The 11,300-nt window shown below is 66.4% G+C and carries 12 protein-coding genes; 10 read left to right on the top strand and 2 right to left on the bottom strand.

Going from position 1 to position 11,300, the window contains the following annotated elements; translation table 11 throughout:
* The first annotated feature begins 53 nt into the window (after window positions 1–53).
* Complete coding sequence (locus LQF09_RS08265) at window positions 54–515, top strand: very short patch repair endonuclease (protein WP_270069641.1); 462 nt, start codon at window positions 54–56, stop codon at window positions 513–515.
* Here LQF09_RS08265 and LQF09_RS08260 read toward each other — a convergent pair.
* Both LQF09_RS08260 and LQF09_RS08255 read right to left on the bottom strand, forming a co-directional pair.
* Window positions 485–2,110: a DNA cytosine methyltransferase gene (locus LQF09_RS08260; RefSeq protein WP_270069640.1), complete on the bottom strand. Its 1,626-nt coding sequence runs from the start codon at window positions 2,108–2,110 to the stop codon at window positions 485–487. The genes LQF09_RS08265 and LQF09_RS08260 overlap by 31 nt on opposite strands.
* Window positions 2,111–2,180: 70 nt before the next feature.
* Window positions 2,181–2,615 (bottom strand): helix-turn-helix domain-containing protein, encoded by a 435-nt coding sequence (locus LQF09_RS08255; protein WP_270069639.1) that lies wholly within the window; start codon window positions 2,613–2,615, stop codon window positions 2,181–2,183.
* A 258-nt stretch (window positions 2,616–2,873) separates the two neighbouring features.
* On the opposite strand from LQF09_RS08255, the gene LQF09_RS08250 reads away from it, so the two are divergent.
* The 9 genes from LQF09_RS08250 to LQF09_RS08210 are packed head-to-tail and all read left to right on the top strand — an operon-like array spanning window position 2,874 to window position 11,234.
* The gene (locus tag LQF09_RS08250) at window positions 2,874–3,239 is read left to right on the top strand and encodes an integrative conjugative element protein, RAQPRD family (RefSeq protein WP_270069638.1); all 366 of its coding nucleotides are present in this window, start codon (window positions 2,874–2,876) and stop codon (window positions 3,237–3,239) included.
* A complete protein-coding gene (locus LQF09_RS08245) occupies window positions 3,236–3,469 on the top strand; it encodes a TIGR03758 family integrating conjugative element protein (RefSeq protein WP_270069637.1) in 234 nt (77 codons plus the stop codon). The genes LQF09_RS08250 and LQF09_RS08245 overlap by 4 nt, the downstream gene beginning before the upstream one ends.
* Window positions 3,470–3,491: 22 nt before the next feature.
* Complete coding sequence (locus tag LQF09_RS08240) at window positions 3,492–3,851, top strand: TIGR03745 family integrating conjugative element membrane protein (RefSeq protein ID WP_270069636.1); 360 nt, start codon at window positions 3,492–3,494, stop codon at window positions 3,849–3,851.
* A gap of 13 nt (window positions 3,852–3,864) precedes the next feature.
* The gene (locus LQF09_RS08235) at window positions 3,865–4,287 is read left to right on the top strand and encodes a TIGR03750 family conjugal transfer protein (RefSeq protein WP_270069635.1); all 423 of its coding nucleotides are present in this window, start codon (window positions 3,865–3,867) and stop codon (window positions 4,285–4,287) included.
* Entirely contained in the window at window positions 4,284–4,979 is a 696-nt protein-coding gene (locus LQF09_RS08230; protein WP_270069634.1) for a PFL_4703 family integrating conjugative element protein, read from the top strand. The genes LQF09_RS08235 and LQF09_RS08230 overlap by 4 nt, the downstream gene beginning before the upstream one ends.
* Entirely contained in the window at window positions 4,976–5,866 is an 891-nt protein-coding gene (locus tag LQF09_RS08225) for a TIGR03749 family integrating conjugative element protein (protein ID WP_270069633.1), read from the top strand. The genes LQF09_RS08230 and LQF09_RS08225 overlap by 4 nt, the downstream gene beginning before the upstream one ends.
* Entirely contained in the window at window positions 5,856–7,271 is a 1,416-nt protein-coding gene (locus LQF09_RS08220) for a TIGR03752 family integrating conjugative element protein (protein WP_270069632.1), read from the top strand. The genes LQF09_RS08225 and LQF09_RS08220 overlap by 11 nt, the downstream gene beginning before the upstream one ends.
* A complete protein-coding gene (locus tag LQF09_RS08215) occupies window positions 7,252–7,692 on the top strand; it encodes a TIGR03751 family conjugal transfer lipoprotein (RefSeq protein WP_270069631.1) in 441 nt (146 codons plus the stop codon). Before LQF09_RS08220 ends, LQF09_RS08215 begins: the two co-directional genes overlap by 20 nt.
* Window positions 7,692–11,234, top strand: a complete 3,543-nt coding sequence (locus LQF09_RS08210) for a conjugative transfer ATPase (RefSeq protein WP_443081776.1) — start codon at window positions 7,692–7,694, stop codon at window positions 11,232–11,234. Before LQF09_RS08215 ends, LQF09_RS08210 begins: the two co-directional genes overlap by 1 nt.
* Window positions 11,235–11,300: the final 66 nt, after the last annotated feature.

The raw sequence follows: 11,300 nt of genomic DNA, 5'->3' as shown, positions 1-11,300 counted from the left end.
GATGCGTGAAGTAGTGGTTTCTGCAGACATCCAAGTGAAATGCCCCCAAGGCCATGCGCGTCCCGACCACCCCTCAGCGCAGCCGCATGATGTCGAACATTCGCGGAAAGGACACTTGGCCGGAACGGACTCTTCGCTCCCTTCTTTTCGCCAAGGGGTTCCGATATCGACTTCATGTCAGAACGCTGCCGGGCTCCCCCGACCTTGTGTTCCCGAAGCGCAGAGCGGTGGTGTTCATCCACGGCTGCTTTTGGCATCGACACGAAGGCTGCCGCTACACCACCACACCCCGGACCAACGAAGAGTTCTGGCAACGGAAGTTCTTGGGCAATGTCGACCGCGACAGGCGGCACGTGGAGGCGCTCCGGGCTCTTGGCTGGCGCGTGGCCACCGTCTGGGAGTGCGCCCTGAAGCGTTCGGTCGAGGACACTGCGCGATCGGTTGAGGAGTGGCTGCATGGCGATGACGAAGCTATGGTGATCGGTCAATCTGCCACTGCAAGCAACGGGACTTGAACCTTCTCGGAAACGCCGTGCTGTGCGCTTTCCATCGGTTTGTTGTACATGCGGTCACTGACTTGGCTGCAGTTCTTTCTGTTCATCTCGTTCAGCATGTTGCGCACGATCTTGGCCAACTTGTACGCCAGCAGCGGAGGAACGGCATTTCCAACTTGAGTATATTGCTCCGTGCGGTTGCCCGCGAAGAAATAGTTGTCGGGAAACGTCTGCAGGCGTGCCGCCTCCCTGACGGTGAGACTCCTGCACTGGGAAGGGTCGTAGTGAATGTAATAGTGGCCGTCTTTGGCAATATGCGCCACGACCGTGGTTGCTGGCTGGTTTCTGCACTGTACGCGGAACCGGTCCTTGAACGGAATGACGTCGGCCTCGCTCCGGAATTGCACATTGAGGTGATCGGGCAACAGCTCTGGTGGGAAGACATCCAGTCCAGGGGAATACCCCCGCGAATGGGCAAAGGCTGCCGAAAAAAGGTATCGGGCAAGATCGGAAGCCATGTGCGACCGCGCTTCATGCTGGCATATGCCTCCCAGGCTTCGATCATGCAGCCACTGCTGCAGCTCGGTCGGTTCTTTCGGCCTTCTGTACTTCCGCGAAATGAAGGCTCCTCCCGCGCTGGAGCTGGTCGCTGCAGCGGCAAAGGTACGCATCGAGTCCGTCATGGCGGCCTTGTCTTCCGCCCGCCATCCCTTTACGCAGGCAGGCGCGGCCTGAACGGCCTTTCGCCATGCTTCCGTCGAGTCCCCTCTGGAGAGTCTGCTCCGAATCCTCGGCAGATCGTCAATGGTCTGCCCGACAGTCACAGGCTTGAATACGGGCATCAACAACTGATGCTGAGGGACGCCCAGGCCCTTCCGAACTCCAAGCAGGATCACTCGATGCCTGCTCTGGGGAATTCCATAGCGTTCGGAATGGATGAGGTAGTCTGCGGGCTCCAGGGAGTCGCTGTTTCCCCTCTTGGTGAAAGAGCGAATTTCATACTCCAGCCCCTCTGCGGGCGAGGACAGATCCGCAATGATCTTCTCGAACATCGGGTTCCCTGAGTGTTTCGACGACAGCAGTCCCTTGACGTTTTCCATCACGAAGATGGTCGGTCTGTGAACCTGGATGATCCGCAGGTACTCCTTGTAGAGAAAGTGCTTCTCGTCCTTGTGAAAGTTCTTGTCGTTGGCACGCCGTGACCGTCCCGCCAGCGAATATGCCTGGCAGGGTGGACCTCCGATAAGTACCCAGGTCTCCTTTCCATTCAGTGCAGCCCGGATTTCGGCGTCGATGCTGGCTTCATCGGACTTGCCAAGCTCCAGGCATCTCGCCTCCCTGACGGCGTGCTCGAAGGCACTGGCCACGGCAGGGATCCGGCGAAATGTGGCCTCGTCGATCTCACCGCGTATGTAGCTGTAGTAATGCCTGACATCCCTGGTGCCGCGCAGGCGCCTGAATGCCGCTCGCAGCATCAGCGTGCGATGCGCGACCTGCGTCTTTTCGATAGATAGCCCGATCTCGAAGAATGGCTGCCGTCTGCGTCCCCTGAGAGACGCAAACCCCTCTCCGAGCCCTCCCGGGCCCGCAAAGAGGTCGATTATCGGAATCGGCATTTCTTGCCTTCCTGATGTTCGCCATTGATCGCAGATTTGACTGTGCCGATCTCACAAGAACTCATTCGTATCACATCCCCAGCTCCTGAGCCTGACGGCTCAGTTCATCCATGGCCTGCGCACTGGCTTGCTCCCTCGCGCCCTTGAACTGCAGCAGATCGGCAAGACGAATACGTCGGTGCTTGCCCGTGCGAAGAAAGGGCAGCTCTCCATCCTCCAAGAGCTTCACCAAGTGGGGTCTGGACACATTGAGCAGATCGGCGGCCTCCTGCGTGGTCAGCTCAGCGTGTACCGACATGACCCTGACTGCATCGCCTCTGGCCAGTCCGTCGAGAATTTCCTCTACGAGGCGCAGTGTCGAGACGGGCAGTTCCATCTCATGTGCACGGTCAGCGTCATCGAAGAACTGAACGCGCCTGGTTTTACGTTTGCCGGAAAGACAGAAGGCGAGAGCACGCTTTCCCCGGGAGGCCAGCTGGACTTCCTGTTCATCAGGCAGCTTCATGCGGGCATGCGCTGAGGTACTCATTTGTGGGCTCGGTCAGATGAAGTGCATGACAGCGCATTCTAGAACGGAACAGTCGAAAAACGAAATAAACGCAACATTGCAACGAGTGTTTCGACAGTGGTGGCAGGCCTTGTAGTTTGGCTGGCCGACTCCCGCTTCGATACACCAATCCGGTCACTCTGCTGTTCGCTTTGATTGAGGCATCTCCGATGACATTGCCGCAGCATCATGCCATTCACCCCGACGGGAATTGGCATGACGCACCGGATCGACAGTCAAGTGCTTGGGACGAGCCTTTCGGAGGCGCTGCTGCTGGCCGGACTCATGCTCTGGCAACCTGCAGCCACAGCAAACGACGCCGTCGAGCGCGAACAGCTTGTAGCCCTGGTTCGCCAAGTCGACCTGATCGACCGCTTGGTCGAGCACGCGGCCAACACCGCGCCGCAGGAACGCGCCCGCTATCACTTCGACTACGCCCGCCTGCAACAGGACGTCGAGCGCATCCGCCAGGGCCTCCACAATTACCTGACACCCCAGCGCGCCCAGCCGCGCGATCCGATCGAACTGCTCGGCGACTACCGCCAATCCAACCGCCCCTCCGACGGCGAGGAGGCCCAATGAACGCCGCCCAGATCAGCGCCTTTCAGGCCAACGGCGGCTTCACACCCTCGGTCGTCGCCACCGTCGTGCTCAGCCTCGTGTTCGCCGTCCTGCTGCTATGGGGCGTGTGGGCCATGCGCACCGCCTATACGGGCTGGGCCGAGCAACGCCTCTCCCAACGCCAGTTCCTGGGCGTCGTCGTGCGCTTCGTCGCGATGTACCTGGTGCTGACCTACTTCCTCCTGTCCTGACCCCGACGAAAGGCCCGACACCATGAAGACCCCTCCAATCTCCCGCCGCCTCACCACCTCCGCCCTCGCGCCGCTGGCATTGCTGGGCCTGCCGCTGTCGGCTATGGCGCAGGGTCTGCCGACCATCGAGGACCCGTCGCGTGGCACGGGCAGCGGCATCATGCAGACGCTGCAGAACTACGGCTACGACATCGTGCTGCTGGTTGCGCTGCTCGTGGTCGCCTCGATGTTCGTGGGGGTGTGCTACCACGCCTACACGCGCTATTCGGAGATCCACACCGGCCGCGCCACCTGGGGCCAGTTCGGGCTGACGGTGGCCGTGGGCGCGATCCTGCTGGTGGTCGGCATCTGGCTGCTCACCAAGGCCACGGGCGTGCTGTAAGGGCCGGCTGGTGATGGCCGCTTCGACCGATACCGCACACGATGGGCTGGTGACCTTTCTGCCGCACCGGCTGAACCGCCAGCCGGTCGTGGTCCGGGGCCTGACCGCCGACGAACTGTGGATCTGCGCCGGGTTGTCCGCCGTGGCGGGGTTCGTCGTCGGCGTGCCGCTGGCCTGGGCCACGCACAGCATCGCCATGGTGCCCACGGTGGTCGTGGCCGGGGTCGCGCTGGGCGTCTTTGCCGGCGGTGGTTTCCTGCGCCGCCAGAAGCGCGGCCGGCCCGACACCTGGTTGTACCGGCAGCTCCAGTGGCGCCTGGCGCTAAGGTATCCGCTGATCGCGTCCTGGCTTGGGGAACATGGTCTCATCACCCGCTCGGGCCGTTGGACGACGCGCAGGACCACCCGGCGCACTCGCGGACGAGGTGCGACATGAGCCGCTTCAGGAACGAAGTCTTCCATCTGCAGGCGCACGTGCGCACCTTGCGCCTGACCGCCGGCGCGCTGTTCGTGGTGGCGCTGCTGCTCGGCTTCGGCTGGTGGAGTGCACCCAAGCAGCTCACCATCCACGTACCGCCGGACCTGCGTTCGGGCAGCACCCGCAAATGGTGGGACGTACCGCCCGAGAGCGTCTACACGTTCGCGTTCTATGTCTGGCAACAGGTGCAGCGCTGGCCCACGAACGGCGAGGAGGACTATGCGCGCAACCTGCACGCGCTGTCGGCCTACATCACGCCCGCCTGCCAGGTCTTCCTGCGCCAGGACTACGAGCATCGTCGCCGCAGCGGCGAGTTGCGCCAGCGGGTGCGCGGCATCTACGAGATTCCGGGCCGCGGCTACGGCGACAACCCCACCGCGCGGGTAAAGACGGTTTCGAGCCGCGACTGGATCGTGACGCTCGACGTGAGCACCGACGAGTACCACGGTGGCGAACAGGTCAAGCGTGCGACGGTGCGCTATCCGCTGAAGGTGGTCCGCCAGGACGTCGATCCCCAGCGTAACCCCTTCGGCCTGGCGCTCGATTGCTATGCCGGCGCGCCGCAGCGCATCGAGGCACCACCGCTGGAGCAATCGCCGGCCGCCACGCCCAGCGGGGGCACCGGTTTCCCGCGTGGAGGCAATCCATGAAACGTCTCGTCCTGATCATCGCGGCCGGTCTGCTGGTGGGCCTCGGCCCGGTGCCGTCCGGCCACGCCATCGAGATCCTGCGCTGGGAGCGCCTGCCGCTGGCCGTGCCGCTGGTGGTCGGCCAGGAGCGCGTGGTCTTCATCGACCGCAACGTGCGCGTCGGCCTGCCCGCGAGCCTGGGCGGTCGCCTGCGCGTGCAGAGCGCGGGCGTCGCGATCTACCTGCGGGCGAGCGAACCCTTCGCACCGACACGGCTGCAACTGCAGGACGTGGAATCCGGCGCCATCATGCTGCTCGACATCGCCGCCGAGGACGCGAGGGACGGAGAATCGCCGCTGGAGCCGGTGCGCATCGTCTCTGTGGGTGCGGCCACCGGACACGGACGTGCCGCAGGTGCGAACGACCCGACGCAGACGGGACAGCCCGCCGCACGCCGCCAGACGCCGGTGCCCGTGATCCTGACCCGCTACGCGGCGCAGAACCTCTACGCGCCGCTACGCACCGTCGAGCCCGTCGCCGGCATCGGGCGCGTGAACCTGCGACGCGACCTCGCCCTGGACACGCTGCTGCCCGCGCTGCCGGTCCGGGCCCGCGCCATGGCGGCGTGGCGACTGGAGGACCAGTGGGTGACCGCGGTGCGCCTGACCAATACCTCATCCCGCTGGCTCGAGCTCGATCCCCGGGCGCTGCAGGGCGACTTCGTGGCGGCGACGTTCCAGCACCCTGACCTGGGGCCGGCTGGCGATTCGACCGATACCACCATGGTCTATCTGGTCACCCGGGGCCGAGGCCTTGCCGAATCGCTGCTGCCGGCGCTGAGCCCCATCGATGCCGGCATGAACCTGCCGCCGGCCGCTGCGGCCGGGAGGGACTCCCATGACGAGTAACCCGCTCCTGAAGTGGCTGCTGATCCCGATGGCGCTGCTGCTGGTGTTCGTCGGGGTCAAGCTGTTCTCCGGCGGCGACGCCGCGCCGAGCGCGCCGGATGCGACCAGCCAGCTCACGCCCGAGGAGATGAAGGCGCTGGGCATCGCAGGCGACACAGCACGCGATACCGTCGCCACGCTGGTCGCACAGGTCCGGCAGCTGCGCGCCGAGTTGCAGACCGCGCTGGGCGACAACCGCCAGCACAAGGCCGAGAACGAGCGCCTGCGCGCACGCGAGGGGGCGATCGACCAGCGCATCCAGAGCGCCCTCGACAGCGAACGCCGTCGCCTGGAGCAGGAGCGCAGCCAGGCCGCCAACGACCGGCAGCAGACGCAGGGACTAATGCAGGAACTGCAACGGCGCCTGGACGGCCTGTCCGCCAAGGGCGATGCCTCCGATCTGCCGATTGGTCTGGGCCTTGGCGAAGACGATGGCCTGCGGTTCGGCAAGGACGACATCCGCTGGATCGAACCGGACGATGCCCGGCACGACAGCAAGGGCGGCGCCTCCGGCACGCTGCTGCCCAGCTTCCCCAGCAGCTTCGGTCCGGCCGAATCGGCGCCGCCAACGGCCGCCGCCGTCGCCACCGACGAAAACGTCGCACGGGCGACGGGAAGCACGACCGAGGCCGTCTATACCGTGCCCGCGAACGCCACATTGATGGGCTCGGTCGCGATGACCGCGCTGATCGGCCGCGTCCCCATCGACGGGACGGTCAACGACCCGTATCCCTTCAAGGTGCTGATCGGCGCTGACAACCTCACGGCGAACGGCATCGAGATTCCCGACGTGGCCGGCGCGGTCGTCAGCGGCACGGCCTCGGGCGACTGGACGCTCTCGTGCGTGCGCGGGCAGATCCGCTCCATCACCTTCGTGTTCCACGACGGCACCATCCGCACGGTGCCCGAGGACGACGGCCGCCGCAGCCAGCACAGCACCAGCCTGCAGGACGGCCTGGGGTGGATCAGCGACCCTTACGGAATTCCCTGCGTCTCGGGCGAGCGGCGCAGCAATGCCCAGCAGTATCTCGGCTCACAGGCCCTGATCACCGCGGCCGGCGCGGGCGCGGCCTCGCTCATCCAGTCCGACAACGGTAGCGTGGCCGTGGTCTCCAACAGCAACGGTTCGCTGGGCACGGTCGGCATCAGCGGCAACGAGGCGATGGGCCGCATTCTCGCCGGCGGCGTGCGCGACATGGCCGACTGGGTGAACAAGCTCTACGGGCAGGCCTTCGCGGCGGTCTACGTGCAGCCCGGCGCCCGGGTCGCCGTGCATCTGGAGCAGCCGCTCGCCATCGACTACGACGCCAAGGGGCGTCGTGTGAACCACCAACTGGGAGAAGCGCATGTGCCCGACCTGGATTGACCGGCCGATGGCCTTGCTTGTTGTCGTCGCCTCGATCGCCCTCGGCGGCTGTGCGACCCATTCGGAGAAGCTGCTGCCGCGTGGCGAGCGCACCATGCTCGACATCTGGCAGCATGAGACCGGGGGCGGCCCGGGCGGTCAGGCCGGCCGCCAGTTGCTCGACGCGCGCCAAATTCTGCGCCGTCCGCTCACCGACGCTGATGCACAGGCGACGACCGCCCTGAACACGGCCTTCACCCGCAGTGCCGCCAACGAGATCCATCGCCAGTTCCACCGACTGCCGAATCCCGACCTGGTGATGTACGTCTTTCCACACCTGGCCGGCACCGATCCGGTGCCCGTGCCCGGCTACAGCACGGTGTTTCCGCTCTACCAGAGGGTGCAGTACGCGCTGCCCGGCGAGCGCGTGGAGGACTACTGATGGGCTGGAAGCTGCCGTGGCCGCGCCGGCCGGCATCCACATCGGCACAGGCCGCCGTGGAGCCGGATGCCTGGGAGCGGCATGTGGCGACCTTGGCCGCGCACGGCATCGGCGCGCCGGGCGCCGCAGCCGCACTCGCAAAGGGCGGACGCCGGCCGGCCACGCAGGCCGACCATGCCGCCCTCTACGACGTCGCGCGCTCCTTCGCCGACCTGCTGCCCTGGGTCGAGTACCTGCCCGGCTCGAAGTGCATGCTGCTGGAGGACGGCCAGTCGGTGGCGGCGTTCTTCGAGCTCCTGCCTATCGGCACCGAAGGGCGCGAGCTGGCCTGGCTGTGGCAGGCGCGCGATGCCCTGGAGAACGCGCTGCAGGATTCCTTCGACGAACTCGACGAGAACCCCTGGGTCGTGCAGCTCTACGCGCAGGACGAGGTCGACTGGGACCACTACCTGCGCGCGCTGACGAGCTATCTGCATCCTCGCGCGCGGGGCAGCGCGTTCAGCGACTTCTACCTGCGCTCGATGGCCCACCACCTGCGCGCAATCGCCAAGCCGGGCGGCCTGTTCGAGGACACCACGGTCACCCGCCTCCCCTGGCGCGGCCAGACCCGGCGCGTGCGCATGGTGGTCTACCGGCGCACGCCAGATGCCGCATCGACGCGGCGCGGGCAGACACCCGAGCAGGCGCTGACGACGATCTGCGAGCGCCTCGTCGGCGGCCTGGCCAATGCCGGCGTCAAGGCCCTGCGCATGGGCGCGGCCGACATCCACGACTGGCTGCTGCGATGGTTCAACCCGAACCCCACCATGCTTGGAACGGCGCCTGAGGATCGCGAGTGCTTCTACGCGCTGACGCGCTACCCCGAGGAGCTGGACGAGGGCGAAATCGAGCTCGCCAGCGGCACCGACTTCGCCCAGCGCCTGTTCTTCGGCCAGCCACGCTCGGACGTGGCGGCCGGCCTGTGGTTCTTCGACGGCATGCCGCACCGGGTCGTCGTCGTGGACCGCCTGCGCACGCCGCCCACCACCGGCCACCTGACCGGCGAGACCCGCAAGGGTGGCGATTCGATGAACGCGCTGTTCGACCAGTTGCCCGAGGACACGGTGATGTGCCTGACGCTGGTCGCCACACCGCAGGATGTGCTGGAGGCCCACCTCAACCACTTGGCGCGCAAGGCCGTCGGCGAGACGCTGGCCTCGGAGCAGGCCCGCCAGGACGTGCAGCAGGCACGCGGCCTCATCGGCAGCGCGCACAAGCTCTACCGGGGGGCGCTGGCCTTCTACCTGCGCGGGCGCGATCCGGCGCAGCTCGATGCCCGCGGCCTGCAACTCGCCAATGTCCTGCTCAACGCCGGCCTGCAGCCGGTGCGCGAGGAAGACGAAGTGGCGCCACTGAACACCTACCTGCGCTGGCTGCCCTGCGTGTTCGACCCGGCCGCGGACAAGCGCCAGTGGTACACCCAGCTCATGTTCGCGCAGCACGCGGCGAACCTCGCGCCGGTGTGGGGGCGCAGCCAGGGCACGGGCCATCCCGGCATCACCTTCTTCAACCGGGGCGGTGGCACGATCACCTTCGACCCGCTGAACCGGCTCGACCGGCAGATGAACGCCCACCTGTTCCTGTTCGGCCCTACCGGGTCGGGCAAGTCGGCCACGCTCAACAACATCCTCAACCAGATCACGGCGATCTATCGGCCGCGCCTCTTCATCGTCGAGGCCGGCAACAGCTTCGGCCTGTTCGGCGACTTCGCTGGACGGCTGGGTCTGTCCGTCCACCGCGTGCGGCTCGCCCCGGGTGCGGGCGTCAGCCTGGCGCCGTTCGCCGATGCCTGGCGCCTGGTCGATACGCCGAGCCAGGTGCAGACGCTGGATGCCGACGCGCTCGACGAGGACCTCGCCGAGGCCGGCGCGGCCGGCGGCGACGATCAGCGCGACGTGCTGGGCGAGTTGGAGATCACCGCGCGGCTGATGATCACCGGCGGCGAGGACAAGGAGGAAGCGCGCATGACGCGCGCCGACCGCAGCCTGATCCGCCAGTGCATCCTCGAGGCCGCGCAGCGCCGCCACGGCGAAGGTGGCGAGAAGCGCACGGTGCTGACCCGCGACGTGCGCGATGCGCTGCGCGAACGCGGGCACGACCCGAACCTGCCGGAAGCCAGGCGCGGGCGTCTGCTGGAGATGGCCGACGCGATGGAGATGTTCTGCCAGGGTGCCGACGGCGAGATGTTCGACCGGCCCGGCACGCCCTGGCCCGAGGCCGACATCACCATCGTCGACCTGGCGACCTTCGCGCGCGAGGGTTACAACGCCCAGCTCTCGATCGCCTACATCTCGCTGATCAACACCGTCAACAACCTCGCCGAGCGCGACCAGTTCCTCGGGCGGCCGATCATCAACGTCACCGACGAGGGCCACATCATCACCAGGAATCCGCTGCTCGCGCCCTACGTGGTCAAGATCACCAAGATGTGGCGCAAGCTCGGCGCCTGGTACTGGCTGGCGACGCAGAACATCGACGATCTGCCCAAGGCGGCCGAGCCGATGTTGAACATGATCGAGTGGTGGATCTGCCTGTCGATGCCGCCCGACGAGGTGGAGAAGATCGCGCGCTTTCGCGAGCTGTCGCCGGCACAGAAGGCGCTGATGCTGTCTGCGCGCAAGGAGGCGGGCAAGTTCAGCGAGGGCGTGATCCTTTCGAAGTCGATGGAGGTGCTGTTCCGCGCCGTGCCGCCGAGCCTTTACCTGGCGCTCGCGCAGACGGAGCCCGAGGAGAAGGCGGAGCGCTACCAGCTCATGCGCCGGCACGGCATCGGCGAACTGGAGGCGGCCTTCATGGTGGCCGAACAGATCGACCGGGCGCGCGGCATCACGCCGCCCGCATCGACGCTGCCGCCGCAGGACCTGATCGCCTCCGACGAAGCCGAAGGCACCGCCATGCCCGAATCCACCGAAATGCCTGCCGCAGCATGCGTTGAGCTTTCGCTGTTCGAAACCAACCTTGGTCGCCAAATCGAGGGCTTACTGACTGGCTTGTACGATGTCGGCTTGGCGACGTCATGCGAGGCGAGCAACGGATTGACTGCCAAGCCCGTCTGGCGGGAACCGCTTGCGCTCGCAGTGCCGGCGCGCTCTCCCCTCCTCGCCTACACGCACGTCCCGTTGCCCGAGGCGAGGCGCTACCCGATGGTGCTATGGGATCCGGCTGCCTGCGCGGGCATCCATCTGCAAGTCGATCGCATCCTTCACGACGTGATCGACGCCCCAATCGTGGCCGAGCGCGTCGCGTCCTCGGCCTTGATGATGACGCTCGTGGCTGCGGGCTACGGCACCGGCCTGGCGCCGACCGCACAGATCGTGGCCTATCGCCCACTCGGCGTGTTGATGCGACCACTGGCCGGGCTGTCGCCGCAGTTGATCGCCTACCTGCTGCGGCCGAAAGCAGAAGCCAGCGACAGCTTGTCTCGGTTCGCCCAGCGCGCCATATGCGTGGGCTCGATACATCTGGCCAATCGGGTCGGGGAGGCATCACCGGATCCGGCCTAGACCCACTCGCTGCGGTACCGTCACCATGCGTACCGGCCTGCGTTTCCCTCAGGGCGCCGGGCGCGG

Origin of the sequence: Thauera sp. WB-2, from assembly GCF_027594845.1 — a bacterium.
Taxonomy (GTDB): domain Bacteria; phylum Pseudomonadota; class Gammaproteobacteria; order Burkholderiales; family Rhodocyclaceae; genus Thauera; species Thauera mechernichensis.
Note: the sequence above shows the minus strand (reverse complement) of the source record. Positions and strands in the feature narration are given on the sequence as shown.

Excerpts from the sequence above, each read along its gene's own strand:
- LQF09_RS08245 (WP_270069637.1), top strand. The coding sequence starts at position 3,236 with ATGAACGCCGCCCAGATCAGCGCCTTTCAGGCCAACGGCGGCTTCACA.
- LQF09_RS08255 (WP_270069639.1), bottom strand. The coding sequence starts at position 2,615 with ATGAAGCTGCCTGATGAACAGGAAGTCCAGCTGGCCTCCCGGGGAAAG.
- LQF09_RS08215 (WP_270069631.1), top strand. The coding sequence starts at position 7,252 with ATGTGCCCGACCTGGATTGACCGGCCGATGGCCTTGCTTGTTGTCGTC.
- LQF09_RS08225 (WP_270069633.1), top strand. The coding sequence starts at position 4,976 with ATGAAACGTCTCGTCCTGATCATCGCGGCCGGTCTGCTGGTGGGCCTC.
- LQF09_RS08260 (WP_270069640.1), bottom strand. The coding sequence starts at position 2,110 with ATGCCGATTCCGATAATCGACCTCTTTGCGGGCCCGGGAGGGCTCGGA.
- LQF09_RS08235 (WP_270069635.1), top strand. The coding sequence starts at position 3,865 with ATGGCCGCTTCGACCGATACCGCACACGATGGGCTGGTGACCTTTCTG.
- LQF09_RS08250 (WP_270069638.1), top strand. The coding sequence starts at position 2,874 with ATGACGCACCGGATCGACAGTCAAGTGCTTGGGACGAGCCTTTCGGAG.
- LQF09_RS08210 (WP_443081776.1), top strand. The coding sequence starts at position 7,692 with ATGGGCTGGAAGCTGCCGTGGCCGCGCCGGCCGGCATCCACATCGGCA.
- LQF09_RS08220 (WP_270069632.1), top strand. The coding sequence starts at position 5,856 with ATGACGAGTAACCCGCTCCTGAAGTGGCTGCTGATCCCGATGGCGCTG.
- LQF09_RS08230 (WP_270069634.1), top strand. The coding sequence starts at position 4,284 with ATGAGCCGCTTCAGGAACGAAGTCTTCCATCTGCAGGCGCACGTGCGC.
- LQF09_RS08240 (WP_270069636.1), top strand. The coding sequence starts at position 3,492 with ATGAAGACCCCTCCAATCTCCCGCCGCCTCACCACCTCCGCCCTCGCG.
- LQF09_RS08265 (WP_270069641.1), top strand. The coding sequence starts at position 54 with ATGCGCGTCCCGACCACCCCTCAGCGCAGCCGCATGATGTCGAACATT.